The following is a 24,770-nucleotide window of genomic DNA, read 5'->3' as shown; positions in this document are numbered from 1 at the left end:
CGGGCGGTGTCGCTGAGCGCGATGCGCCCAGGGTTGAGTCAGCTGATCTGGAGTGTGACGTCGTCGACCACGAAGGAGGTCTGGAGGTACTGGTCTTCCACGCCGTTGAACTTCAGGGTGACGCTCTGACCCGCGAATCGTGCGAGGTCGTAGGACTTGTGTAGGTAGCCGGGCCGAGAGTCCAGGTTGGAGAAGCTCTCCAGGGTCTGTCCACCCACCGAGACGGTGAAGCGGTCATAGGCCACGTACGGGCCCTCGTCGGTGTCGATGTGCAGGTAGAAGGAGAGCCGGTAGGTGGAGCAGCCGGCGGGGATGTTCAGCGCCTGCGAGGCACTGTCCACGCGAGGGGAGCCCCAGCCGTTCAACCACGCCTTGTAGTTGCCGCTGTGCGGTGCCTGTCCGGCTTGGCTGGTGATGACGCCGGAGGTTGCCGACCACGGGCTGGAACCGTTCTCGAAACCGCCGTTGACCACGAGCTGACGTGGCGTGCAGGTGTTCCCGCCGCCGACGGTCAGTGTGTAGGTGGTGCTGTGGCTGACGGTGCCGGTGCCGGTGACCGTCAGCGTGTAGGTGCCCGGTGTGGCGTTGTCGCCCACCCGGACGGAAAGGGTGGAGGAGGAGCCGGAGAGTACTGAGCTGGGGGTGACAGTGGTGCTCACCCCGGCGGGCGCACCGGAGACGGTGAGGGACACCGTCTGCGGGTCGCCGCTGACCGTGGTGGTCCGGACCGTGGAGGTGACGGTGTCGCCGGGGGTCGCGCTGCCAGTGGACGGGCTGGTGTTGAGGGAGAAGTCCCGCGCGGGGACGTCGCTGCCGACAGCCAGGTTCCACAGGGCGTACGCCACACCGTCGGCACTACGGTTGAGCCCGGTGGTGTTGATGTTGTTCGTGGTGTCGCAGGAGCTGTGGTAGCAGGAGTCATAGGCGGCGCCGGCGGTGCCACCCCATTTGGTCGCCTGCGCCGAGGTCTTGCGGGCGCTGGCTCCCGCGGCGTACCCGGACGTGGCGATGCCGACGGACTGGAAGGAGGCGTCGTCGCTGCGCCCACGTCCTTCGGTGTTCTCCTCGGGGGCCAGGTTCAGTGAGGTCCAGTAGGCCCTCAGCGGTGCCGCCGTGGTGGAGTTGAGGTTGTTGATGAAGTAGCCGCCGTTGGGAGAGCCGACCATATCGAAGTTGTAGTAGCCCTTGATGGCGGCACGTTGGGCGCTGTTCAGCTGGCTGACGTAGTACTCGGAGCCGTTGAGGCCCTGCTCTTCGTCGGTCCACCAGGCGAAGCGTACGTGCTTGGTCATGGTGGGGTTCTTCTGTGCGAGGACCAGCGCGTTCTCCAGGAGTGTCGCCGAGCCCGAGCCGTTGTCGTTGATCGCGGGTCCGGCCGAGACGCCGTCGAGGTGGGCGCCGAACATGACGGTCTGGTCGGCGGGGCCGCCGGGCCAGTCCGCGATCAGGTTGTTCGACGGGTATGTGCAGGTCGAGCAGTACTGTTCGGTGACGGTGTAGCCGGCGGACTGGAGTTTGCCCTTCACATAGGCCAGTGACTGGTTGTAGCCGGCGCTACCGGCCCGACGGTTGCCGCCGTTCTGACTGGCGATGGCGTTCAACTGGGTCAGGTGCGCTTGGACGTTGACGACGCTGATGTCCGGCGGGTCGCTGCCCGGAGGCGTGCCCCCCACGTTCAACGCGTAGTCCACGGTGTGGCTGCGCGTCGAACTCTGACCTCTGATGACGACGTTGGAGGAGCCGGGAGCCGCGTTACCGGTGGCCGAGAGGGTCAGGGTCGAGGACTGTCCGGATTGAACGGTCGTCGGGTTGAAGGAGGCGGTGACTCCGGACGGCAGTCCGCTGGCGCTGAGGGTGATCTGCTGGGCGCTGCCGGTGGTGGTGTTGGTGACCACCGTGGTGTTCACGGAGGCGCCCTGTTGAACGGTGCCGCCGGAAGGGTTCAGGGCCATCGAGAAGTCGTCGTTCTGCCCCGAGGGCGTGCAGGACGGGTCACCTGACTGGGCAGGCACGCTGATCGCGTCCCAGGCCGCTTTGGTCTTGTTGAAGAGGGTGCAGGTGGTGGGGTCGAGCGATTTGGCGGCGCTGAGCGTCGCGGTCCGGTACTTCTTGTAGGACATGCTGCTGGTCTTCAGCAGCATGCCGCCGTAGAAGATCTTGCCGGCGTCCTGAATGCCCACGCCGGTCAGTGAAGTGCCGTTGCAGGTACTGCTGTTGGGTTTGCCGCCTCCTGGGTTGGTGCCTTCGGCCAACAGGTAGAACCAGTGGTTCATCGGTCCGGCCGCCGCGTGCACCTCCGTGCCGGGTATCGCGGAGCTATAGCAGGCCGGGTCGTTGTTTACCGCCGGCGGGTTGTACATGTTGCGGATGGGGCCGCGGCCCTGGAGGTTTATCACCTCACCGACGGTGTAGTCGGGGGTGTCGTAGGGGGCTTGCTGGTTGGCGTAGGCCTCGGTGAGGGCACCGAAGATGTCGCCTGTGGCTTCGCCGAGGCCCGATTCCTGACCACCGGTGCCGCCGGGCGTGTAACTGTCGATCGCGTGTCCGTACTCGTGGCCGACCACGTCGACGCCCGCGATCCACTCGCCGGCGCTGTTGCGTCCGATGGTGACCCGGCTGCCGTCCCAGTACGCGTTCAGTTGGGGCAGGCCGACACTGGCCGGGAAACTGCGACCGTTGCCGTCCACCCCGTTGCGGCCGAGCCACTGGTCCAGCATGTCCCACTGCTTCTGGGCGGCGAACATCAAGTCCACGCAGCCGGTTTCCTTGCTGGTGGGGTTGCCTGTGCCCCAGGAGTCCGAAGACTTGGTGAAGACCGCGCCGGTGCTGTAGTCGGCGCAGCTCAGGCCCGGCCTGGACGGGTCGCGCAGGGAGTAGCTGCCGCCGGAGCCGGTGGTGTCGATGCTCAGGGGGCTCGGACCGTTCCACTTGCTGTTACCGCTGCCGGCGACCACGTCGTCGTAGCGGTCGATCACCTTGCCGGTGCGGGCGTCCACGAAGACGTGGAGGCGGCTCGGTGCCTTCCCGGTGCGTCCGCTGAGTACGGTCTCCCAGGCCAGCACCTGTTTGGTGGCAGACAGCTTGATGACCAGTCGGTTCTCAAGGACCTCGTCCACCTTGCTCAGCTCGGCTCGGGCAACGGCCTTGGCCCGCTTCGCGCTGACGCTGGGCTCGGTAGCCACGTCGATGCGCCTGGCGGAGGCGGACTGGACGGCGCGCACCTTTCCTTCGCCGTCCGCGAGGACGACGGCGTCACCGCCGACGACCGGCAGGCCGCGGTAGCTGCGCTCGTAGGCGACGGAGAAGAGGTCCTTCACCCAAGGGGTGACCATGCGCCTTTCGTACTGCTCCTGAGCGGAGTTGACGAGGGAGTCGAGGCCGCTGTCCACGGCCCGGTCGGCGGCGGCTACGGCGCGTGCGGCGGAGGCGCCGGGGCGGGGTGGTTCTGGTCGGTCGGACGAGTCGGCCGAGGCCGGTCCGGCGAGGGTGACGGCGAGGCCGGCGGTGAGCGCCAACGCCGTTAACGCCGCGGTGAATCTGGTGGGGTGCAACGTCCACTCCGATCGTGGGGGAGAGGGGTGGGTCGTCGCCGAGTATGGGCGTGGACATGACTAACGGGCCCATATCGTTCGGGCATAAGACACATGTGATGGTGGACTGGCCCCGGTCCGCGCCCGACCGCGCTGCAGTGGTCCAGTTGAGGCGCCGTCCCGTTCGGCTGCGGCCAGAGGTGCCAAGGGCGCGGGCTCGGTCAGCGGCGGACTGCTGGGAGGAACCCTCTTTGCGACCGCGGACTCCTCGCGGGATGCTTCATCGTGAGGGTGGGCGACCGAGCCCACGGGGTGTCGGCAGGCAGTCCCACTGCCCTCAGGGGAGAGTCCGCCGGGTTTGGTCGGGGGTCTGGCTGCTGATCATCGACATCAGTAGCGCGTGGACCTCCTCGTCGGCGGTCACGAGGAGTCCTCGGCCGGCCGGCCCGAGCGGCGCCCCGTCAATCCCCGTGACCGTGCAGCCCGCGGCTCGACACAGAGCGATGCCGGCGGCGAAGTGCACGCTCTTGGACAAGTCGCCGCCGTCGCTGACATAGGCGGCGCGCCTGCCCGCAGCGACCCAGGCCAGCGCCAGTGTGGTGGACAGGACCCGGGGGCGGAACCGCTCGATGAACCTTGGGTGGGCCAGCAGTTCCACCGCCCGGAACGCGGGTGAACTGGGGAATGGCGGGTCGAGGTTGACGTCCACCAATCCGCTGTCGGATGTGGGAGCCAACGGGCGCTCGGAGGGGCCCTGTCGAACCCGTGCGATCTCGCCGTCGGTGAAGAAGACTTCATCGCTGAAGGGGTCGGCCACTGCCGCGGCTGCCCCGACCAGGGCCACGTTGACCGCCACCAACCTGCTCTGGGCCGCGTAGTTCAGCGTGCCGCACAAGGGGTCCACCAACCATTGGCGACCGGTCCCGGCGGCGCCACGCTGCCCACCTTCCTCGCCGCGTACGCGGTCGCCGGGCCGAGCAGCGCGGATGACATCGAGGATAGCCTCCTCCGCCCGCACGTCGGCCTGGGTGGCGAAGTCCCCTGCCCCCTTGTTGATGCGGGTGTGCCGCTGTCCGTACATGGCGCGCACCACGTCCGCGCCGGCGCGTGCCGCCGCCGTGGCGACTTCTACATCGCCAAGTCCCGTCAGAGAGTTGATCACGAAGTCAGCATAGCGACGGCGGCGACAGTCGAACGGGCTGAGGGGCCGGAGTCTTCGAAGACCAGCGCAGTCGGACCCAGGGTGCATAGGGGCGTCTGAAGCCAGCTGCTTCGCAAGATGACTGACGGTGCGTCAGTTCAAGTCGACTACTTCTGGGCCGTGGTGTCGGATGATGAGACGAGGTGGGCGAAGACCACCGTGTTCGACTTGTAGTCCTTGGCCTTCGTGTCGTAGTCGCCACCACAGGTGATCAGGCGCAGTTGTGCGCTCGGCGCATCTGCGTAGACGCGTTCGTCGGGGAACTCCTCCTTGCTGAAGGTCTCCACCGAATCGACCGCGAACGTCGCGGTGGTGCCGTCCGTCCGTTGTACCTCCACCTTGCTGCCCGGCTTCAACGCGTACAGGTACATGAAGACCGCGGGTCCCTGCTTGGTGTCCAAGTGCCCAGCGATGATCGAAGTGCCCAGCTCACCGGGGGTGGGGCCACCCTCGAACCAGCCGACCAGATTGGAGTCCTCCGACGGCGGGGCGTTCAACTGGCCGGATACGCCGAGTGCGAGAGGGACGAACGGGGCGTCCACCGCGATGGCCGCGATCTTGAGCCGCTTGGGAACGGAGCGCTGCAGCACCGGGCCCGCCGAGGGCGAGGCCTGTGGCGCCCGTGCTGCCACCGGGGTGGGCGTCGGCGCGGGAGAGGGCGGCTGCTGCGTCCCCATGACACCGAGACTGCTGAGCACCAGACACAGACCCACGCCAGCTGTGACGGTCGGCCACAACAGCGTTCGGCCGAAGGACGTGCGAGGCGAGGGGCTTTCGCCCCGATGGTGCACGGCCATGAGTCATACGCCTTTCACATACGGGAGCAACGGCTGATCCGGGAAGTGACGCACGTGTGGTGACCGGCCTGCGGGGGTAAACACCTCGCCGCGGTCGATCCCGTCAAGGGAAGCCGACCGCGGCGAGGGCGTACCGGGCGGTGCGGCTACGGTCAGAGTGCCGCCGCACCGGCCCCGGTGCGGCGGCGCACCTTGTACGCCATGGTGCCGAGTCCGCCGAAGAGCAGGACCGACCCGGCCGCGAGGCTGCTGCCACTGGCCAGAGCGCCGCCGCCCGTATGAACGCCACCTCGCGGCTTGTCGTAGTTTCCGGATCCGTAGGAGTCGCGGTCCTCGTGGTCCGACTTGCCGTGTTCACCCCGGTCGGACTGGCCCCGGCCGTGTTCGCCGTCCCGGTCCGCGGTCATCGCGAGGGCTCCGCCGCCGGTGTGGACCCCACCGTGCGGCTTGTCGTGATCGCCCTTGGATCCCCGGTCGTGCTCCTCGCGGTCGCGGCTGGAGGAGTGGCTGTCCCCGTCGGAAGCCACCTCCACGGCGATCGCGGCAGGGGAGCAGAGGGCCAGCGCGCCGGTGGCGGCAGCAGCAGCCAGCAGGAGACGAGTAGAACGCATGGAGACGCTCCTTCCGTCGCACTCCGCGGCAGCCGACACGATGTCGGCCGACGAATCACAGAGGCGACGTGACCAACCGTCACTCCAGGAATCGCGATGCGCATCTCCACCGAGCATTCGATGGACCTGCATCGGCGTGTCGGACCTTGCTCGACTCTGTGTCCGAGGGCGCGGCGCGGGAGCGGGCGGCTGTGCCCCGCAACCGGTCGGACGGGTACGGGCCGGGCATCGAGCCTCCCCGCGGGCCGCCCGGTACGGGAAGGGAGGACCGGTCCCCCGGGGAGGGACCAATGGCCCCTGTGGGGCGGCGGCGACTCGGGCACCCTGGAGGTGCAGAGGGGTCTCCTCCCCCGTGGCCCCTCTGTGCAGCCGTCCCCCGGTTGGGGGGCGAGCAGGGTCCGCAGCGTCAAGCCGCTGAGGTGTTCGGGCCCCTGGAGCTTCTGGCGGCCAGGGGCCCGATGCCTCAGCGTGAGCGATCCGCTTCGGGCCGGTTGACCGTCCACTCCTGCTGGCCCGGCACCCCGAGGTGCTGGCTGGCGATGACCGCGGCCTGTACCCGGCGCTCCACGCCGAGCTTCGTGAACAGCCGTGAGATCACGTTCTTCACCGTCTTCTCGGACAGGAACAGGCGCTCTCCGATCTGCCGGTTGGTCAGTCCCTCGCTCACCATGAGCAGGATCTCGCGTTCCCGTTCGGTCAGAGTGGGCAGACCTTGGGGCTCGGGGTCCGCCTTGGACTCCTCACCCCGCAGCCGGGCCATAAGGCGCGTGGTGGCCCCGGGGTCCAGCATGGACTGCCCGGAAGCCACCGTCCGCACCGCGGTGACCAGGTCCGTTCCACTGATCTGCTTGAGGACGTAGCCGGCGGCCCCAGCCATGATCGCGTCCAGCAGGGCCTCCTCGTCGTCGAAGGAGGTCAGGATCAGGCAGGCGAGCTGCGGCATCTGGGAACGCAGTTCCCGGCAGAGGCTCACCCCGTCGCCGTCCTGCAGCCTGACGTCCAAGATGGCCACGTCCGGACGCAGCGCGGGAACGCGCACCCGGGCCTGTTCCGCGGTGGCCGCCTCGCCGACCACGGTGAGGTCGGACTCAGCGTCCAGGAGGTCGTACACGCCCCGTCTGACCACTTCGTGGTCGTCCAGGAGAAAGACGCGGACGGGACCTTTCGCCTCGGTGCCGCCACCGCTGTCCGTCATCACATCACTCCGTTTCAACGGGGCTGAATCCGCTCTGGACACACCCCGGAGCCATGGTCGCGGTATCCGGGCCGAAAGGACAGGGCCGTATGGCCCTCTTGCGCCCCTCGGCAAAGAGGGACCTTCGGGCCGAGGGCAAGGGCTTGCGGTCCGTTTCGCCGAAGCGCCGCTTGCGGTGAACTGGACCCCGTCAAGCGGACGACGCGGCGGTACCGCCGAGGTCCACATCTGCAAGGAGTTGCCATGAGCACGGCCCTGATCGCTGTGGAACCCACCGTGTGCACCCAGTTGCTCCTGGGCGTGGCCATCGTCGGCGAACTCGACATACACACGACCACCAAGGTCGAAAAGGAGCTGGCAGGTCTGATCGGCGCAGGTGGACAGGAGATCTTCCTGGACCTGTCGGGACTGACCTTCTGCGACAGCTCGGGCGTCGACTTCTTCTTGCAGTTGCACCGAAGGTGCCTCGCCGCGAGCATCGTGCTGCGGCTGATCCGTGTCCCCGCCCGTACCGCCCGGGCCCTGCGCATGCTCGGCGCCGATCGTGTGCTGTCCTGCACCTACGCCTGAGCGTCGGCTAGGCGCGGGCGATGGGGTCCATCCGGCCCTGCCGCAGCACCCACGTGGTCGGGACACTGAAGGGAGCCGGTTCGCCGACCGGCCTCAGGAGCCCAAGCAAGGGGTGCAATCGATGGACGGCAGGGCTGAGTGGTCGCGGGAGCGGCAGGCGGCGGCCCCACGCCGGATGCGGCAGTTGGACCGAGCGGAGGCGTTGCGGCTCCTTGGGACGGTGTCGCTCGGGCGCATCGTGTTCACCGAACGGGCCTTGCCCGCCGTCCGTCCCGTCAGCCATCTCCTTGACGGGGAAGACATCATCGTGCCCATCCAGGACGCCGGTATCCTCACCTCGCTGACGGCCCCGGCGGAAGTGCCCGGTGTCGTCGTCGCCTACCAGGCGGACGCCATTGATCCGGTGAGCCATCTCGGCTGGAGCGTGGTCGTCACCGGCTTCGCCGAGCAGATCGAGGAGGGCCCGCACCTGACGGACCGGTACCACGGGCAGCCGCGGTGCTGGGGGGCGCACCTCACCCCGGGGACGCTGCGGATCCGCCCCGACCTGGTCAGCGGGTTCTGGCTCAGCGCCGAATCGGAAGCCTACCGAGCGCGTAGTGCTTGACGTGCGGGGTGCGCCCGTCCGCCTCGGAAGGGGCAGCGCCCGCGGTCGGCGCGGTCCGCCCGGCACGGCGCCTTGGGCAATGGCCGCTGGACGCCGAGCCCTCAGTCCTTCGAGGTGAGCGGCGCCCGCCACACCAGGTGACTGCCCCCCTCCGCGGGGCACTGGATCGCGAAGCTGCCGCCGAGGCTACGGGCTCGCGCGTCCAGGTTCCGGAGGCCGCTGCGTCGTCCTTGGGCGGGGACCCCCCTGCCGTTGTCCTCCACCGTGAGGACCACCTCCTCGGCGGTGGCCCGCAGGGCGACTCGGACTCGGGTCGCGTGGGCGTGCCGGGCCGCGTTGCTGAGCAGCTCACCGAGGGCAGCCATGACGTGGTCGGCCACATGGGCCGGTACATCGGTGTCGAGCAGCCCCTCCATGCTCAGCTGCGGGGCGTGACCGAGCGCGGTGCTCGCCTCGCCGACCGTGCGGGCGGCCCGGGCGCGCAGTCCGGGGTCGCCCGCACGGTCGCTGGCGCGGAGGCCGAAAATGGTGGACCTGATGATCTTGATGGTCTCGTCCAGGTCCTCGACGGCGCGCGTCACCCGTTCGGCCGCCCCTTCGTGAGTGACCAGGCGAGCAGCGCTCTGGAGCGTCATGCCGGTGGCGAACAGCCGCTGGATGGCCAGGTCGTGGAGGTCGCGGGCGATGCGGTCGCGGTCTTCGAGGAGAGCGATCTGCTCGGCGTCACGTCGGCGCTCGGCCAGCTCCAGGGCGAGCGCCGCCTGGCCGGCGAAGGCGATGAGCGGCTCCAGCTCGCCTTCGGTGAAGACCGGCTCGGTCGTAGCGCGCGCCAGCAGCAGCACTCCCCGGTGTTCGCCGGCCCGGGTACCCAGTGAGACCGCCACCGCCGGCCCGAGGGAGGCCGAGGCCTGGGGATCGCCCGCATAGCGGTCGTCGGTGGCCAAGCTGGAGGACACGGCCGGGCTGCCCGCCTGGTGGGCGGCGCCGGCCAGTGTGCCGGCCATCGGCAGGACCATGCCGCGCCGGTCGTCGCTGTCGGCGCCCACCGCGAGCTCGACCACCAGATCGTCGGTACCCGGCAGCGGCATGGCGATGTCGGCGAGGGCGGCGCCGGTGATCTCCTGTGCCCGGCGGGCGATGAGCTCCAGTACGGCCGGTCGCGGACTTCCGGAGAGCAGGCTGTTGGTGATTTCGGCGTTCGCCGACAGCCAGCGCTGCTGACGTTGGGAACTTTCGTAGAGGCGGGCGTTGTCGATCGCTACCCCGGCGGCGACCGAGAGCATGCTGATCACCGCCTCGTCCTCGATGTCGAAGTCGAACCCGCCGTGCTTGTCCGTGAGGTAGAGGTTGCCGAAAACCTCGTCGCGCACTCGGATGGGCACGCCCAGGAAGGTGCGCATCGGCGGATGGTGGGCGGGGAAGCCGTACGAGGAGGAATGCGTGCCCAGATCGGTGAGCCGCAGTGGTTCGGGGTGGCGGATGACCTCACCGAGTAGCCCGTGGCCCGCGGGGAGGGGGCCGATCTCCGCGATCTCCTCGTCGGTCAGGCCGACCGTCAGGAACTGGGACAGCGTGCGGCCGTCCGGACCGATCACACCCAGAGCGCCGTACTCCGCGTCGACGAGGAGAGCCGCCGCTTCGACGATGCGCCTGAGCACCTGGGACAGGTCCAGCTCGCGCCCGACGGAGACCACGGCCTCCAGCAGGCTGTGGACGCGGTCCCGAGTGCCGCGCACGGCGTCGATCCGCGTCTGCAACTCGTCCAGCAGCTCGTCCAGCCGCATTCGAGGTACCTGCGACAGCCCCGACTCCGCCACGCCTACCAGCCCCTCCACCGTGCTTCACCCTGCGTACCGAAGCGTATCGGCACTGTGCGCTTCCGGTGACAACTCGCCCCCCACGACGGCGGGATACATCCAGCTTCCGCACCGTGTACGCGGCGATCACGGCAAAGACGTGCGAGGACTTCGACGCCGAGTGTTCGCTTTCGACGGCGAGGGCGAAGACGTGCACCTGCTGGTGTCCCACCTACCAACGGCCGCCGAGTCCGGCCTCGTGAGCGGCCTCAAGGGCGGCGGCCATCTTACGCCGCGCCCCCACCAGCCGTGTGGACCGGGCGACCATGCTCGGACACCTCTGGTCGCCAGGCCACCTCTCCGTGTCCTGCGGCGGTCCACCGAGTGGGCTGGCACCAGGCTCATCCGGGTCAGCCCCGACCGGGCGCGCGCCGCACCCTCCGTAATGTTCCAAATGAAATGGTTCATTGTGAAGAATGCATTTCGCCCATGAATGGACTCTTGCGCACGCAGCAGCGGCTTCGATCGCAAGACCCACGAAACGAGGAGATGCGCCATGGCGGGACACATCGCGGTGGGAGTCGACGGCTCCGACGAGAGCTCGGGGGCGGTGGACTGGGCCGCGGACGAGGCAGCGCTGCGCCAGGTCGAACTGCGGCTGGTCAATGCCTCCCTGTGGCAGGCGCACGGCATCGTGGCCGTCCAACCCACCCGCGAGGAGCGCAACACCCTGGCCCAGGGCCTGCTCGACTCGATGGCCGAGCGAGTCCGTGCACGTCGGCCCGAAGTCACGACCACCCGCGAGGAGGTCGAGGACGCGCCCACCACCGTCCTTCTGGGCGCCGCAGCCGAAGCGGAGCTGCTGGTCGTGGGCTCCCAGGGACTCAGCGGTGGCACCGGCTTCCTCGTGGGCTCGGTCGGTCAGGAGGTGGTGGCCCAGGCCACCGGTCCGGTGGCCCTGGTGCGCACGGGGGCGGCGGCGGGCCGGCCCGAGGGACGTGTGGTGCTGGGACTGGACGTGCGCCACTTCGCTGACGAACTCCTGGACTTCGCGTTCGACTTCGCTGCCCGTCGCCGGGCGCCGCTGCGGATCGTGCACACCTGGTACCTGCCCGCCCTGCACCGCGAGGCATCGGGTGGCGACGACGAACGGGAAGCCGAGCAGGGCAGGGACGCGCTCTCGACGGTGGTGCGCCCCTATCGCGACAGGTTCCCGCACGTGCAGGTGGAGGAACAGGCGTTGGCCGGTCGGGCCGGGCGCCATCTGGTGGAGGCTGCCGCCGGAGCGGGAACCGTGGTCGTCGGGCGTCGCAGCCGGTCCGCGACCCTGGGACCGCACATCGGCTCCGTGACCCATGCGGTGATCCACCACGCCCCCTGCCCCGTCGTCGTCGTACCGCATGCCTGACCGAGGGGCGGGGCCCCTGCGGCCCCGCCCCTCGGTGCGCGACCGACGGCCCCCGGACTCTCCCTCGCACACCACTGCTGACCTGGTCACAAGTGTCCGGGTGCGGCCCGGGTCGATGGGGCGTGTACTGGTGATACCAGCAGATCGTCGAGATCGGATCGCGCCCATGCCCGACCGCCAGACCGTGCCCTGCGCCCCGAGGCGTGGACGGCGCCGCCGGTAGGCGGTCCGCAGCCGACCGCCGAGCGAAGCTCGCCCCCGGAGGGCCGCGAAGCCCGCCGGTGGCGACAGCCCTCCCCGGCGCCCACCGGGGGCGGGCGTGCACGCCGAGACGGGGCGGGGCCGCGGGAGGGCCGGTGAGGCTCCCGCTGTGGGGTCGCCCCAGATCGGGTCGGCGAGTGGCGGCGGGAAGTCTTGAGAGACCGGGAGAGCGCCCATGACCACGGACACACCCATGCAGCTCGGCATGATCGGGCTCGGCCGGATGGGCGCGAACCTCGTGCGCCGGCTGATGCGCGACGGCCACCGCTGTGTCGTCTACGACCTCGACGAGGGCGCGGTGCAAGCGCTCCGGGAGGAGGGAGCCACCGCAGCGGACTCCCTTGAGGACCTCGTCGCAAAGCTGGAAAAGCCGCGCAACATCTGGCTGATGCTGCCCGCGGCAGTGGTGCAGCCGGCCGTCGACGAGCTCAAGGGACGGTTGGAGGCAGACGACACCGTGATCGACGGCGGCAACTCCTACTACCGGGACGACATGGCCCGCTCCGAGCAGCTCATGCCCCGTGGCATCCACTACGTGGACTGCGGAACGTCCGGCGGCGTGTGGGGCCTTGAGCGCGGCTACTGCCTGATGATCGGCGGTGAGGCGGCGCCGGTGACACGACTCGATCCGATCTTTCGGACCATCGCCCCCGGAGCCGGAGACGCACAGGCCACACCGGGCAGGGTCCGCACCGACGGCACCGCTCCCGACGGCTATCTGCACTGCGGTCCCAGTGGAGCGGGGCACTTCGTGAAGATGGTCCACAACGGTGTGGAGTACGGGATGATGGCCGCCATCGCCGAGGGCCTGAGCATCATCCGGCACGCCGATGCCGGCCTGCGGAGCCGAACCGCCGATGCCGAGACCGCCCCGCTGCGCGAGCCGGAGGCCTACCAGTACGAGATCGACGTCGCCGAAGTGGCCGAAGTGTGGAGGCGGGGATCGGTCGTCGGCTCCTGGCTGGTGGACCTGGTGGCCGACGCGCTGGCGCGCTCCCCGGAACTCGCGGAGTTCACCGGCCGGGTCTCGGACTCGGGGGAGGGGCGCTGGACGGTACTGGCGGCGGTCGACGAGAGCGTACCCGCCCCCGTCATCAGCGCAGCGCTGGCCCAGCGCTACGAATCCCGTGACCTGGGTGAGTTCACTGCGAAGGTACTGTCCGCAATGCGCGGGGAGTTCGGCGGTCACGCCGAGAAGGCGGGCTGAGGCATGGCAGCCCAAGGCGAACGGGCGGACACGCACGGGCCCGCCCCGGACGAGCATGTGATCGTCCTCTTCGGAGCAACGGGGGACCTGGCCCGGCGGAAACTGCTACCGGGGCTCTTCCACCTCGCCAAAGCGGGTCTGCTGCCGGCCCGGTACCGCATCATCGGGTCCGCTCCCGCCCAAGCCGCTCTCACTGAGGAGGAGTTCCGGCGCCACGCACGGGAGGCCGTGTCCACCTTCGGCCGGTCCAAGGCGCAGGGCCCGCAGTGGCAGCGGTTCGAGGAGAGCCTTTCCTTCGGTTCGGCTGACCCCGATGCCTACGAGCCGTTGGTGGAAGCGGTGGAGTCGGCGGAGCGCGCCATCGGCGGTAGTCCCCGACGGCTCTTCCACCTCGCGGTACCGCCGGCGGCCTTCGCCTCCGTCATCGAGCTGTTGGGTACGAGCAAACTCGCCGAGGGCGGCCGGGTGATCGTGGAGAAGCCCTTCGGGACGGACCTCCCCTCGGCCCGATCCCTCAACGAGACCATCCACAGCGTCTTCGACGAGTCACGCGTCTTCCGCATCGACCACTTCCTCGGTAAGGAGTCGGTGGACAATATCCTCGCCCTCCGCTTCGCCAACGGCCTGCTGGAGCCCGTCTGGAACCGTGATCACATCAGTCATGTGCAGATCGACGTCCCGGAACACCTCAGCATCGAGGGCCGCGCCGCGTTCTTCGAAGGGACGGGCACCTTCCGGGACATGATCGTCACCCACCTCTTCCAACTGATGGCCTTCGTCGCGATGGAGCCGCCGACCGCCCTGCGGGCTCAGGCTCTCAGGGACGAGAAGGAGAAGGTCTTCCAGTCCATGAGGCCCCTGGATCCCGCGCAGGTGGTGCGCGGCCAGTACCAGGGCTACCGGCAGGAGGCGGGGGTCGACCCCGAGTCGGACACCGAGACTTTCGTGGCGCTGCGTGTCGAACTCGACAACTGGCGCTGGGCCGGCGTGCCCTTCTACCTTCGCTCGGGCAAGGCGTTGGGGGCGGGCCGGCACGTGGTGACGCTCGGCTTCCGGGAGCCGGTGCTGCGGATGTTCCCGATGGCCGCACCGGAGCACGTCGACAACCGGACCAACGAACTGGTCATCGACTTCGATGATCCTGGTCGCATCCTCGCCCGCTTCCTTGCGAAGGTCCCCGGCCCTTCGATGAGGCTCGCGCAGGCCGAGATGGTCTTCAGCTACGCCGAGTCCTTCAACAGCATGCACGCGCTCCTGGGCTACGAGCGACTGATCCTGGACGCCATGCTCGGCGACCAGTCCCTCTTCACGCGCTCCGACGGGATCGAGCGGCTGTGGGAGGCCGCAACCCCTCTGTTGCAGGATCCGCCGCCGGTGCTCCCGTACCCCGTTGGTTCCTGGGGGCCGCAGGCCGCCCAGGAACTCATCGCTCCCTACCGCTGGTTCCTGCCCGAGGCAGACTGATTCGCACCGCTGTGGAAAGGGCGGACCCCGGGCGCAGGCGCACCGACGCGCCGCCTGCTCGGGTCCGCCCGGGACACACCGCCCCGGGGGGCGGCTCCTCAGGTGGACGTGCGCTCCCGAAAGTCCTTGCGGTACTCACGTGGCGCCGAACCCAGGCGGCGGACGAAGGGAGGGCGCAGGGAGACCGCGGAGGCGAACCCGCACCGCACGGCGATCTCGTCTACCGGCAGGTCGGTTTCCTCCAGCAGGTGCTGTGCGGCCAGGACCCGCTGTTCGATCAACCAGCGCAACGGAGTGGTGCCGGTGGCGGCCACGAAACGGCGGGCGAAGGACCGCTCCGACATCAGCGCGAGCTCGGCCATCCGGCGCACCGTCCACGGCAGGTCGAGCCCCGAGAGCACCCTCTGGCGGACCCGCGCCACGGGGTCGTCCTGGGAGTCGACTCCCTCCGGCACCGGCGAGGGGATGAACTGGGCCTGGCCACCGGCTCGGAAGGGCGCGGTGACCATGGAGCGGGCGATACCGGCGGCGGCTCGCTGACCGTCGGCGGTGCGCACCAGGTGCAGGCACAGGTCGATGCCGGCGGCGACCCCCGCCGACGTCCAGATCCCGCGGTCCCCCGTGAACAGCACCTCCGATCGCACCCGCACCGCCGGGTACCGGGCCTGGAGCTGCTCGGTGTGGGCCCAGTGGGTGGTCGCCCTGCGGCCGTCCAACAGGCCGGCTTCTGCCAGGACGAAGGCGCCCGCACACAGTGAGGCGAGCGGGATCCCGGCGGCATGGACCCGGCGGAGCACCTCCAGGACCGCGGGGTCACGCGGCGCCGACGGGTCCTCGACGCCCGGTACGAGCACCAGGTCGCAGTCGAGCAGGGCCTCCAGGGCGTGGTCCGGGACGCGTTCGAGCCCGCCGCTCAGGCGCACCCGGGCGGAGCCCGGGCCGCACACCCTGAGCTCGTAGGGCGGAGCGTCGGCAAGGGCCCCGCGGTCCGCCCAGACCTCGCTGATCACCGCGTAGTCGAAGGCGCGTACACCGTCGAAGACCAGGCAACCGATGGTGCGGAAGGACGGAGCGCTCATGGCGGGAATGTATCGATCGCAGGCGCCCGCACTGGTCACCGCCCCCGCCCTCGCCATCGCAGGATGAGGCCATGACACACACCAACGCGCCAGGCGCAGCCCTCGCCCCCCTCGACCTTGACGCCGTCCTTCTGCTGGTCGACGTGCAGCAGGGCTTCGAGGACCAGGAGTACTGGGGCCCGCGGGACAACCCCGATGCCGAACGGCACATGGTCGCCCTGATCGAGGCCTGGCGGGCGACCGGCAGGCCCATCGTCACCGTCCAGCACGACTCCGTTCGCGGACCGCTGACTCCGGGGACGCCGGGACACGCGCTGAAGCCACAGATCGCCCAGGTACCGGTAGAACTGCACGTCACCAAGACCGTCAACAGCGCCTTCTACGGAACTCCGGACCTGCACGCCTGGCTCCGGGAACGGGGTGCCCGACAGGTCGTCATCGCAGGCATCATGACCAACGTCTGCAACGAGACCACGGCCCGGATGGCCGGCAACCTCGGGTACGACGTGCTCTTCCCCATCGACGCCATGCACACCTTCGACATGGCGGGCCCGGACGGGGTCACCATCCCGGCCGCGGAGTTGGCCCGGGTCACCGCGGCGGTCCTGCACCGGGCCGGATTCGCCCAGGTGGTCCGGACCGAGGCGGTGCTTGAGGCGGCAGCCATGGTCCCGGGGCCAAGCGACCAGCCCGTGGGGGCATGAGCCCACCGGGTCGCTTCGAGGGTGCCCCGGCCTTCGGGCCGGGGCCACGACCATCCGACCACAGGTGCGCCCGGGCGCCACGGCCGTCCGGGAAGGCGGACGCGAGGATCAGGAGCGCGTCTGGTCGGGCCGAGCGGCCCGTTCGGCGTTGCGCTCCTTGATCCGCACCGCTTCCTTGCGTACCTCGGCCTGGGTGGCGCGTTCCTTTAGCAGCCACTGGGGAGACTCGCTCTTCAGGGCTTCGATCTGCTCGGTGGTGAGCGCCTCGGTGACTCCACCACGGGCGAGACCCGCGATGGACACGCCCAGCTTCGCCGCCACCACCGGCCGCGGGTGCGGGCCGTTGCGCCGCAGTTCCAGCAGCCACTCGGGTGGGGAGGTCTGGAGCGCGTTCAGCTCACTGCGCGAGACCACGCCCTCCTGGAACTCGGCAGGGGTGGCTTCGAGGTACACACCCAGCTTCTTCGCCGCCGTGGCGGGCTTCATGGTCTGGGTGCTCGGGTGTGACGTCATGCCGTCAAGAGTAGCGAGCGTGTGCGAGGGCTCTGACCACGACCGGTAACCTGGCGTAGTGACAGGCTCCGAAGCATCCCCTGCGTTCCGGCTCGCCTACGTTCCGGGCGTGACTCCGACGAAGTGGGTGCGCATCTGGAACGAGCGACTGCCCGACATCGCGTTGACCCTCGTCGCGGTGGCGCCTGGGGAGGCCCCCCAGGCGCTGCGTGACGGCGTGGCGGACGCGGGTTTCGTACGGCTGCCGATCGAGCGGACGGACCTCAGCGCCATCCCGCTGTACACGGAGACGACCGTGGTGGTGGTCCCGAAGGACCACCTCGTGGCGGCCGTCGAGGAAGTCAGCGCCGAGGACCTGGCCGAGGAGATCGTCCTGCACCCCCTCGACGACACCCTCGGCTGGCAGCGCCCGCCGGGGCTGCCCGCGACGGAACGGCCGGCCACCACGGCGGACGCCGTCGAACTGGTGGCGGCGGGGGTCGGGCTGCTGGTGGTCCCGCAGTCGCTGGCGCGACTGCACCACCGCAAGGACCTGACCTACCGGCCGGTCACGGATGCCCCACAGTCACGGGTCGCGCTGTCCTGGCCGGAGGACCGCACCACCGACATGGTTGAGGACTTCATCGGGATCGTCCGTGGCCGAACCGTCAACAGCACCCGGGGGCGCACCCCGGCCGCGCCCCAGCCCAGGGAACGCGAACGCGCCCAGCGCGGCGGAGGGCAGCGCAAGGCGGCAGCCGGTAAGGCGACCGGGAAGAAGCCCCGCGGTCAAGGTGCTGGCGGCACGAAGGGCACGAAGGGCACGAAGGGCGGTAAGGGAGCCAAGGGCGCAAGGCCCCGCCGGCGCCCCTGAGACTCCCGGCTCGGCGAGGGTCCCGCCGTCCGTGGTGCGCCGTTTGGATCGCAGCGCGGTGGCGTCCGACCCCTCAAGTGGGCTGCGGGTAGATCCGGGACTGTTTCACGCTGCCGAAGGCGAAGCTCGACTCGATCGATGCGATGCCGGGGATGGCGTGGATGCGGTGGCGCACCAGGGCCTCGTACGCCTCAAGGCTCTCGATGACGACCCGGAGCAGGTAGTCGCTGCTGCCGGCCATCAGGTAGCAGTCCTGGATGTGTTCGATGACCGCTACGTGTTCTTCGAAGATCCGAACCGCTTCCCCGGTGTGACGTTCCAGTCGTATCCGGACGAACACCGTGATGGGTAGTCCGAAGGCGACCTGGTCGACCATCGCCGTGTAGCCGCTGATCAGACCCGCCTCCTCCAGCCGGCGTACGCGACGCAGGCAAGGGGAGGGGGAGAGTCGGACGCGGTCGGCGAGGTCCTGGTTGGAGAGCCGCCCGTCGGCCTGCAGTTCCCGGATGATGTGCAGATCGACGGCGTCCATGGTCACTCCTTGGCAGATTCTGCCCTCAAGCTAACCCTCAAGGGCAGAACTGGCAATCGGCTGCCTCGGGAAAAGTCCTAGCGTTGCTTATCGGCCGATTCCGGCCTTCAAAGCTGGAGGGCTTTCCTTGGTCACGATGAACACCGCGCCCACAGCGTCGCCACCGACGCTTCGGGGCGCCGGGCGCCCACGGCTCTCCCCGCAGGCGCAAGGCATGGCGGCGCTCCTGGTCACCGTGACGATCTGGGCGGCCTTCGCGCTCAGTGCCCGAGCGCTCAGTGCCTCCTCCCTCAAGCCCGCCGACGCCGCCCTCCTGCGCTTCGGAGTGCCCCTGCTGGTCCTCGCGCCCGCTCTGTGGCGCCGTCGCCGGAAGATCGCCGCTGTGCGCCCGGCGGCTGCCGCGAAGATCATTTGCGGCGCCGGAGTGCCCTTCTTCCTAGCGGCCATGCACGGCGGCGCCCTCACCTCCGCCGCCTTCGTCGGCTCCCTGATCCCCGGGATGGTTCCGCTGTTCGTCGCGGCTCTCATGGTCGCGGCTGGTCGCGGCCTGCCCAGGGGCGTCCAGAGCGTGGGACTGGGGCTCATCGCGGTAGGCGTGCTCGCCCTCGTCTGGCGCTACGTGGTCCCACTGGACACCGACGTACTGGCCGGGGCCGGTACGCTGCTGGTCGCCAGCGGGCTGTGGGCCCTGTACACCGTGGGACTGCGCGAGGTGGACCTCGACCCCGTCGGGTCGATCGGACTGCTCTGCCTGCCCTCCTTCGCGATCATGGCGCTGCTGGCCCTGACGGGCATGCTGCCCACCGGTCTCGCCTCCGCGACCGCCGGGGACATCGCGCTGTTCCTGGTGGTGCAGGGGCTCGGTGTGGGGCTGTGCGCCGGCCTGCTCTACGCCTTCGCCATCCGCAGGTTGGGCGCGGAGCGCAGCTCCGTCTTCGGAAGCCTGAGCCCGGTCGCCGTCGTCCTGCTCGCCATCCCCCTGCTCGACGAGTCACCCACCCCCGCCGTCCTGCTGGGCGTTCCCCTGATCACCGCCGGCGTCGTCCTCGCCAACCGGCGTCCCCGCACCCCTTCCCCCACCGAGGTTCCCGCAGATGCTTGAGCTCCTCCTGCCGCCACCCGTCGACCCCCTGTGGGACCTCGCCGAGGCCTTCGAGGCTGATGCGCGGCCCGAGCGCTTGAACCTGGTACTCGGGGTGTACCGCGACCACACCGACACCACTCCCGTCATGGCGGCCGTCCGCGAGGCGGAGATGCGCCTCGCGGAGCGCTCCGCGTCCAAGGAGTACCGCGGTCTCTCCGGTAACGCGGCCTTCAACCGGGCCATGCTCTCGATGGTCCTGGGCGCCCAGGCCACCGTCGAACGGGCTGTGGCCGTCCAGACCGTCGCCGGCAGCGGAGCGTTGCGCCTGCTCGCCGACCTGATCTGCCGAACCCGTCCCGGCTCCACCGTCTGGATCAGCGACCCCGCCTACGTCAACCACCGGCCCATCATGGAAGCGGCCGGACTGAAGGTGCGCACGTACGCGTGGGTCGACTCCGAAGGGCGCTTCGACGAGTCGGGGATGTTGCACGACCTGCGGGGAGCCGGTCGTGACGACGTCGTACTGCTCCAGGGCTGCTGTCACAACCCCACCGGTGTCGACCCCACCCGGCAGACCTGGGAGAAGCTCGCCGAACTCGCCGTCCGAGACGGCTGGATACCCTTCGTCGACCTTGCCTACCACGGGCTCGGCGACGGGCTCGACGAGGACCTCTTCGCCACCCGACTGCTCGCCCGGCGAGTGCCCGAGGTGCTGATCGCCGTCAGCTGTTCGAAGAACTTCGGCCTGTACGCCGACCGCACCGGCTGCGCCCTCGTGGTCGGCGCGTCCCGGCCCGCGCTGCGCCACGCCGAGACGGCGCTGCAGAACGCCGCCCGCACGCTCTACTCGATGCCGCCCGAGCACGGGGCCGCCATCGTGACCACCGTCCTCGAAGACGCGGAGCTGAGCGCTCTGTGGCGGGAGGAACTGGACCTCATGCGGGCTCGGATCACCGCCAACCGGACGGAGTTGACCAGCCAACTGCGCGCACTGGGCTGGGAGGGAGAGGCACAGGCGCTCTCGCAGCAGAAGGGCATGTTCTCGATGTTGCCGCTCACGGCGACGCAGATGCTCCAGTTGCGCAACCAGTTCGCCATCTACGGGACCACCGCGGGGCGCATCAACATCGCGGGCATCCCGCAGTCGCGCGTTTGCTACCTCGCCCGGGGAATCGCCGAGGTGCTGGGAACGCCGGCCCGCTGAGCCCGCGGCAGCCGCCGCCGCGGCGGGCCGGAGCTCATCGACGCGGGGCGCCTGGCCCCGCGATCGTTCCGTCCGCCCGGCAACGGACCGGTACCGCAGCCACGAACATCTCCTCCGGCAGTTCGGCAAGCCCCAGGAGCCCCGTGGTGGCTTCGACGGCCACCCGGTGCCAGACCCGTGCGTCGCGCAGCATCGCGTGACCACCGCGGTCCATGGCCACACCCGTCACCCGGGCTCCGGCCTCCCGGGCCCGCCCGAGGAACTCCCAGGTGCCCCGTGCATCGGTGACGCGGTCAGCCTCGTCATGGAGCAGGACCACCGTGGTGCGCGCCAGGTGCCCGACGGGTTCACCCGGCGGGCACCAGGGGGCCAGGCCCAGCACGCCGCGGACAGCCGGGTCCGCGGCGGCACGCAACGCGGCACGGCCCCCCATCGAATGACCGACCAGGACCACCGGCAGCGGGCCGACGGCCGCACGTAGCTCCTCCAACGCCTGCCGGACGTCGCCCACCGGGTCCTGCCGTTCGCCGTTCCAACCACGACAGCGGTAGCGAACCTGCGCCACCAGGAGCTTCGAGGGGGCGACCTTCAGCAACCCCCGGACGAAGGGGCGCATGCGCTGCCGAGGCAGGTTCAGCCGAGTCGGTGGCCCGAGGCCGTCCGCCCGTCCGCCGTGCAGCACCAGCACCGCGGCGCTCGGAGCGGACGGCATCCCGACGACCGACAGGGCGCCCGCGCCGGCGGTGGCGCGGGCCGGCTCGACGGGGGGAGGTTGCTGCTGGCTCACCGGCGCCACCCTACGGCCTTCGTATCGGGCAGGAAGCGGGGGATTCCGCCGCCCCGCCGCCGCGAGGCAGGGGGCGTGCTCACGAGCGCGACTCCCGCGCGTACCAGGCCGCGGGCGTGAGCGGCATGGCACAGTGCCCGTCCCGGGTGGGCCGTACGGCGAGGATCTGGTCCACCCCCATGCGGCCCTCGCGGAACGCGAGGGAGCTTCCGGCGAGGTACAGGCGCCATACCCGCGCGGTGGTCTCACCGACGAGGGCTTCGAAGTCCTCCCAACGTTCTTCCAAGGTGGCCCTCCAGGCGTCGATGGTCCGTGCGTAGTGCTCGCGCAGTGCCTCGACCGACCGCACTTCGAGTCCGCCGTCCTCCAGGAGGTCCACGGTGCGCCCCACCGGCCTCATGTGCATGTCCGGGGCGATGTACGTCTCGATGAAGGCGCCGCCACCGGGCGCCTTGGAGCCCCGGGACATCTGCTGGACCAAAAGGCGCCCCCGCGGACGTAGGGCGTCGTGCAACAGCGAGACGAAGGCGGGGTACTCGCCGGCGCCGACGTGTTCGCCCATCTCGATGGCACACGCGGCGTCGTACCCGCCGCCCTCGACGTGCCGGTAGTGGCGCAGCTGTACCTCGACGAGATCGCCCAACCCTTCCTGCGCGACGCGTTCCAACACGGCGTCCCGCTGAGCGCGTGACAGGGTCACCGCGGTGACCTGGGCCTTGTACTCCCGGGCGGCGTAGAGCGCGAACGAGCCCCAGCCACAGCCGACGTCCAGGACACGGGAACCCTGGTGGAGCCCGAGCTTGCGGCAGATCAGTTCCAGCTTGTCCCGCTGGGCGTCTGCCAGTGTGTAGCCGGACGCCTCGGGGCGGGTCCAGTAGCCGCAGGAGTAGGCCATCGACGGGTCCAACAGCAGAGCGTAGAACTCGTTCGACAGGTCGTAGTGATGACTGATGGCCGCCCGGTCCCGGGCGGACGAGTGCAGCCGCCCGCGCAGCCGGGCCCGGGGTGCGTCCGGCACGGGCGGGGGCATCCCTGCCGCTCCCAGCCCGAGCGCGAGGGCGCCGGCCCGGGCCCAGGTGGCCGGGTGTGGGCGGGCGGTCCCTTGATCGCGTACAGCTTGCCAGGCCCGGCCGAGCCCTTCGGCGAGATCGCCCGACACGTTGAGGTCCCCGCAGATGTAGGCCTCGGCCAGTCCTAGTTCTCCCGGCTGCCACAGCAACCGGCGCAGTGCGTCCGGGGAGCGCAACACCACCAGCGGGGCGTCCTGCGGGCCGGCCTCGGTGCCGTCCCAAGCACGGACGCGGACCGGGGCCGGGCCGGTGAAGAAGAGCCCCAGGAGCTCGATCAGACGGTCTGCCACGGGCCTCATCGGGCCGCCCCTTCCCGGAGCACGATCTGCCTCACGTCGAGGTAGCGGGCACGGAAGCCCGCTTCGGAGTAGGCCAGGTAGAACTCCCACATCCGGCTGAAGACGGCGTCGAAACCGAGGTCGGCGACGTCCTGGCCGCGGGCGGTGAACCGTTCTCGCCACAGGCGTAGGGTTTCGGCGTAGTGGTCGCCGTAGCCCTGGTCCGAGACGATGGCCAGGCCCGCCCGGGCCGTGTGCTCCTCGATGGCCTCCCGGGAGGGGATCAGGCCGCCAGGAAAGACGTACTTGCTGATCCAGGTGTGGGTGTCGGCGGTGCGCAGCATCTCCTGGTGGCCCATGGTGATGGCCTGGAGGGCGACGCGCCCGCCCGGGGCCAGTGCCCTGTGCAGCGAGTCGAAGTAGTCGGGCCAGTACTCCGCTCCCACCGCCTCCACCATCTCGACACTGACCACCGCCTCGTACTGCCCCTGGACGTCCCGGTAGTCGCACAGCTGCACGTCCACCCGGTCGGACAGTCCGGCGGCGGCGATCCGCTGCCGCGCCAGGTCCTGCTGCTCGGCCGAGAGCGTCACGGTGGTCACTCGTGCGCCCCGGGCGGCGGCCCGTAGGGCCAGCTCGCCCCAGCCGGTGCCGATTTCCAGAAGTCGGGTCCCGGCCCCGACGGCTGCCAGGGAGAGGAGCCTGTCGATCTTCCGGTGCTGGGCCGCTGCCAGCGATTCCTGGCGGGCGGGAAAGGCGCAGAAGACGGCCGAGGAGTAGGTGAGGGTCTCGTCGAGGAAGAGCGCGAACAGGTCGTTGGACAGGTCGTAGTGTCGTTGGATGTTCTCCCGTGCGCCGGAGCGGGTGTTGCGCTGTGCCGCGGGCCGTCTCCTGGTCCACGCTCCGCGCAGTCGGCGCAGCGGCGCCGGCACGAGGTCTTCGATGTGCGCGGCCAGGACGGTGAGCAAGGCGGGCAGGTCGTCACTGTCCCACTCGCCCGCCATGTGGGACTCACCGAACCCGATGAGCCCCTGGGCGGCGATGCGTCGGAAGAAGGCGTCGGGGGCGTGCACGGTCAGCGAGGGGCCGCTGCCGGAGGCCGGCTCGGAACCGAAGCGGCAGCGGACCGGTAGTCCAAGAAGGGCGCGTCGTACGAGCGCCCTGGCGACGGCCGTGTGTCCGAACGGAGCCGTCGGCCGCCGTAGGACGTCCGGCCAGGTCCGGGCGGACACCGGGGTGGAGGGGGCCGACGGGGGCAGGGAGAGGGTCACGGGGCGATACCTTCCTGGGGAACGTGAACGGGCCTGGGCTGGACGGGCAGCCCGCGCAGGAACAGTTGGATGCCGTGGCGGTGGATGCCCGCCCAGACAGCGGCGGTCGACCACGGGCGGCGTGCGGCCATCCGCAGCAGCCCCACGGTGTCGGCCGGGCGACGCCGGCCCCTCAGCACCGCGGTGAACACCCGGTCCCCGGCGAGGGCGAGCGTCACGGTGATCTCCAGCCGCTCCGCGGGCTCCGGCAGCCGCATGGTGTAGTGGCCGTCGACGGGGAAGAACGGCGAGACGTAGAACTCCTTCGCGATCTCAGCCCGGTCACCTCGGTCGGGTCTCAGTAGATAGCGGTGTCGTTGTCCGTAGGTGTTGTGCACTTCTGCCACGACGCACACCAGGGAGCCGGCGCGGTCGTGACACCAGTAAAGGGTCAACGGGTTGAACACATAGCCGAACACCCGGGCGTGCGTGAGCATCAGCACCCGTCCGTCCGCCGACTTCACTCCTCGGGACCGCAGGTAGGCGTCGATTCCGGCCCGGAAGGTGGGGGTGCCCGCTTCGAAGTGGTCCCCCACCTCGAAGCGGGCCAGCGCCCTCAACGGGCGGGGCTGCTCTGGGAGCGCGTCGAGGTCGACGAACCAGAGGTAGGTGCGGTGGCGAAAGGAGTGCCGGACGGGTGAGGTACGAGCGTGGGCCACCACGCACTCGTAGAGTGCCGGCGTCCCGGGCGCGGGCGGCCGGCCGCCTC

At 70.1% G+C, this 24,770-nt stretch carries 22 protein-coding genes; 9 read left to right on the top strand and 13 right to left on the bottom strand.

All coding sequences use genetic code 11. The annotated features are described in order from the left end of the window. Nucleotides 1–38 precede the first annotated feature (38 nt). The 5 genes from ACFYMC_RS09400 to ACFYMC_RS09380 all read right to left on the bottom strand — a co-directional run bounded on the left by ACFYMC_RS09400 (nucleotide 39) and on the right by ACFYMC_RS09380 (nucleotide 7,334). Nucleotides 39–3,551: a M28 family peptidase gene (locus tag ACFYMC_RS09400; RefSeq protein WP_388521274.1), complete on the bottom strand. Its 3,513-nt coding sequence runs from the start codon at nucleotides 3,549–3,551 to the stop codon at nucleotides 39–41. Between the two features lie 316 nt (nucleotides 3,552–3,867). Further along, a complete protein-coding gene (locus tag ACFYMC_RS09395) occupies nucleotides 3,868–4,692 on the bottom strand; it encodes an inositol monophosphatase family protein (RefSeq protein WP_388521272.1) in 825 nt (274 codons plus the stop codon). 146 nt (nucleotides 4,693–4,838) lie between these two features. Next, nucleotides 4,839–5,408, bottom strand: a complete 570-nt coding sequence (locus ACFYMC_RS09390; protein ID WP_388521269.1) for a class F sortase — start codon at nucleotides 5,406–5,408, stop codon at nucleotides 4,839–4,841. A gap of 272 nt (nucleotides 5,409–5,680) precedes the next feature. Then, nucleotides 5,681–6,139, bottom strand: a complete 459-nt coding sequence (locus ACFYMC_RS09385; RefSeq protein ID WP_388521266.1) for a hypothetical protein — start codon at nucleotides 6,137–6,139, stop codon at nucleotides 5,681–5,683. Between the two features lie 463 nt (nucleotides 6,140–6,602). Next, nucleotides 6,603–7,334, bottom strand: a complete 732-nt coding sequence (locus tag ACFYMC_RS09380; protein WP_388521263.1) for a response regulator — start codon at nucleotides 7,332–7,334, stop codon at nucleotides 6,603–6,605. 243 nt (nucleotides 7,335–7,577) lie between these two features. On the opposite strand from ACFYMC_RS09380, the gene ACFYMC_RS09375 reads away from it, so the two are divergent. Then, a complete protein-coding gene (locus ACFYMC_RS09375) occupies nucleotides 7,578–7,904 on the top strand; it encodes an STAS domain-containing protein (RefSeq protein WP_388521260.1) in 327 nt (108 codons plus the stop codon). A gap of 121 nt (nucleotides 7,905–8,025) precedes the next feature. Further along, complete coding sequence (locus tag ACFYMC_RS09370; RefSeq protein ID WP_388521257.1) at nucleotides 8,026–8,511, top strand: pyridoxamine 5'-phosphate oxidase family protein; 486 nt, start codon at nucleotides 8,026–8,028, stop codon at nucleotides 8,509–8,511. A gap of 101 nt (nucleotides 8,512–8,612) precedes the next feature. On the opposite strand, the gene ACFYMC_RS09365 is transcribed toward ACFYMC_RS09370, so the two are convergent. Then, complete coding sequence (locus tag ACFYMC_RS09365) at nucleotides 8,613–10,295, bottom strand: GAF domain-containing protein (RefSeq protein WP_388521397.1); 1,683 nt, start codon at nucleotides 10,293–10,295, stop codon at nucleotides 8,613–8,615. Nucleotides 10,296–10,863: 568 nt separating this feature from the next. On the opposite strand from ACFYMC_RS09365, the gene ACFYMC_RS09360 reads away from it, so the two are divergent. The 3 genes from ACFYMC_RS09360 (at nucleotide 10,864) to zwf (ending at nucleotide 14,647) form a co-directional block, all read left to right on the top strand. Beyond that, nucleotides 10,864–11,715 carry a universal stress protein gene (locus tag ACFYMC_RS09360; RefSeq protein WP_388521255.1) on the top strand — a complete coding sequence of 284 codons (852 nt, stop codon included), beginning with the start codon at nucleotides 10,864–10,866 and terminating at the stop codon, nucleotides 11,713–11,715. A gap of 436 nt (nucleotides 11,716–12,151) precedes the next feature. After that, entirely contained in the window at nucleotides 12,152–13,183 is a 1,032-nt protein-coding gene (gnd, locus tag ACFYMC_RS09355; protein WP_388521253.1) for a phosphogluconate dehydrogenase (NAD(+)-dependent, decarboxylating), read from the top strand. Between the two features lie 3 nt (nucleotides 13,184–13,186). Continuing rightward, entirely contained in the window at nucleotides 13,187–14,647 is a 1,461-nt protein-coding gene (zwf, locus tag ACFYMC_RS09350) for a glucose-6-phosphate dehydrogenase (RefSeq protein WP_388521250.1), read from the top strand. 98 nt (nucleotides 14,648–14,745) lie between these two features. On the opposite strand, the gene ACFYMC_RS09345 is transcribed toward zwf, so the two are convergent. Next, nucleotides 14,746–15,726 carry a GlxA family transcriptional regulator gene (locus ACFYMC_RS09345; RefSeq protein WP_388521248.1) on the bottom strand — a complete coding sequence of 327 codons (981 nt, stop codon included), beginning with the start codon at nucleotides 15,724–15,726 and terminating at the stop codon, nucleotides 14,746–14,748. Nucleotides 15,727–15,797: 71 nt separating this feature from the next. On the opposite strand from ACFYMC_RS09345, the gene ACFYMC_RS09340 reads away from it, so the two are divergent. After that, nucleotides 15,798–16,430: a cysteine hydrolase family protein gene (locus ACFYMC_RS09340; RefSeq protein ID WP_388521245.1), complete on the top strand. Its 633-nt coding sequence runs from the start codon at nucleotides 15,798–15,800 to the stop codon at nucleotides 16,428–16,430. 108 nt (nucleotides 16,431–16,538) lie between these two features. Here the strand turns inward: ACFYMC_RS09340 and ACFYMC_RS09335 are convergent, their stop codons facing one another. Next, nucleotides 16,539–16,943 carry a DUF5997 family protein gene (locus ACFYMC_RS09335; RefSeq protein ID WP_388521243.1) on the bottom strand — a complete coding sequence of 135 codons (405 nt, stop codon included), beginning with the start codon at nucleotides 16,941–16,943 and terminating at the stop codon, nucleotides 16,539–16,541. Between the two features lie 58 nt (nucleotides 16,944–17,001). On the opposite strand from ACFYMC_RS09335, the gene ACFYMC_RS09330 reads away from it, so the two are divergent. Beyond that, nucleotides 17,002–17,796: a LysR family substrate-binding domain-containing protein gene (locus ACFYMC_RS09330; RefSeq protein WP_388521240.1), complete on the top strand. Its 795-nt coding sequence runs from the start codon at nucleotides 17,002–17,004 to the stop codon at nucleotides 17,794–17,796. Nucleotides 17,797–17,869: 73 nt separating this feature from the next. On the opposite strand, the gene ACFYMC_RS09325 is transcribed toward ACFYMC_RS09330, so the two are convergent. Next, a complete protein-coding gene (locus tag ACFYMC_RS09325; RefSeq protein ID WP_388521237.1) occupies nucleotides 17,870–18,328 on the bottom strand; it encodes an Lrp/AsnC family transcriptional regulator in 459 nt (152 codons plus the stop codon). Nucleotides 18,329–18,542: 214 nt separating this feature from the next. On the opposite strand from ACFYMC_RS09325, the gene ACFYMC_RS09320 reads away from it, so the two are divergent. Both ACFYMC_RS09320 and ACFYMC_RS09315 read left to right on the top strand, forming a co-directional pair. After that, on the top strand, nucleotides 18,543–19,430 hold the full coding sequence (locus ACFYMC_RS09320) for a DMT family transporter (protein ID WP_388521234.1): 888 nt from the start codon (nucleotides 18,543–18,545) through the stop codon (nucleotides 19,428–19,430). Further along, on the top strand, nucleotides 19,423–20,616 hold the full coding sequence (locus ACFYMC_RS09315; protein ID WP_388521231.1) for an aromatic amino acid transaminase: 1,194 nt from the start codon (nucleotides 19,423–19,425) through the stop codon (nucleotides 20,614–20,616). The genes ACFYMC_RS09320 and ACFYMC_RS09315 overlap by 8 nt, the downstream gene beginning before the upstream one ends. A 34-nt stretch (nucleotides 20,617–20,650) precedes the next feature. Here the strand turns inward: ACFYMC_RS09315 and ACFYMC_RS09310 are convergent, their stop codons facing one another. The 4 genes from ACFYMC_RS09310 to ACFYMC_RS09295 form a co-directional block, all read right to left on the bottom strand. After that, complete coding sequence (locus ACFYMC_RS09310; protein ID WP_388521394.1) at nucleotides 20,651–21,328, bottom strand: alpha/beta fold hydrolase; 678 nt, start codon at nucleotides 21,326–21,328, stop codon at nucleotides 20,651–20,653. Between the two features lie 154 nt (nucleotides 21,329–21,482). Further along, nucleotides 21,483–22,772, bottom strand: coding sequence for a class I SAM-dependent methyltransferase (locus tag ACFYMC_RS09305; RefSeq protein ID WP_388521228.1), 1,290 nt, complete (start codon nucleotides 22,770–22,772; stop codon nucleotides 21,483–21,485). Next, nucleotides 22,769–24,022: a class I SAM-dependent methyltransferase gene (locus tag ACFYMC_RS09300; RefSeq protein WP_388521225.1), complete on the bottom strand. Its 1,254-nt coding sequence runs from the start codon at nucleotides 24,020–24,022 to the stop codon at nucleotides 22,769–22,771. Before ACFYMC_RS09300 ends, ACFYMC_RS09305 begins: the two co-directional genes overlap by 4 nt. After that, nucleotides 24,019–24,720 carry a DUF1365 domain-containing protein gene (locus ACFYMC_RS09295; protein ID WP_388521219.1) on the bottom strand — a complete coding sequence of 234 codons (702 nt, stop codon included), beginning with the start codon at nucleotides 24,718–24,720 and terminating at the stop codon, nucleotides 24,019–24,021. Before ACFYMC_RS09295 ends, ACFYMC_RS09300 begins: the two co-directional genes overlap by 4 nt. Nucleotides 24,721–24,770 lie beyond the last annotated feature (50 nt).

The sequence above is a fragment of the Streptomyces sp. NPDC006879 genome (genome assembly GCF_042869595.1).
GTDB lineage: Bacteria > Actinomycetota > Actinomycetes > Streptomycetales > Streptomycetaceae > Streptomyces.
Note: the sequence above shows the minus strand (reverse complement) of the source record. Positions and strands in the feature narration are given on the sequence as shown.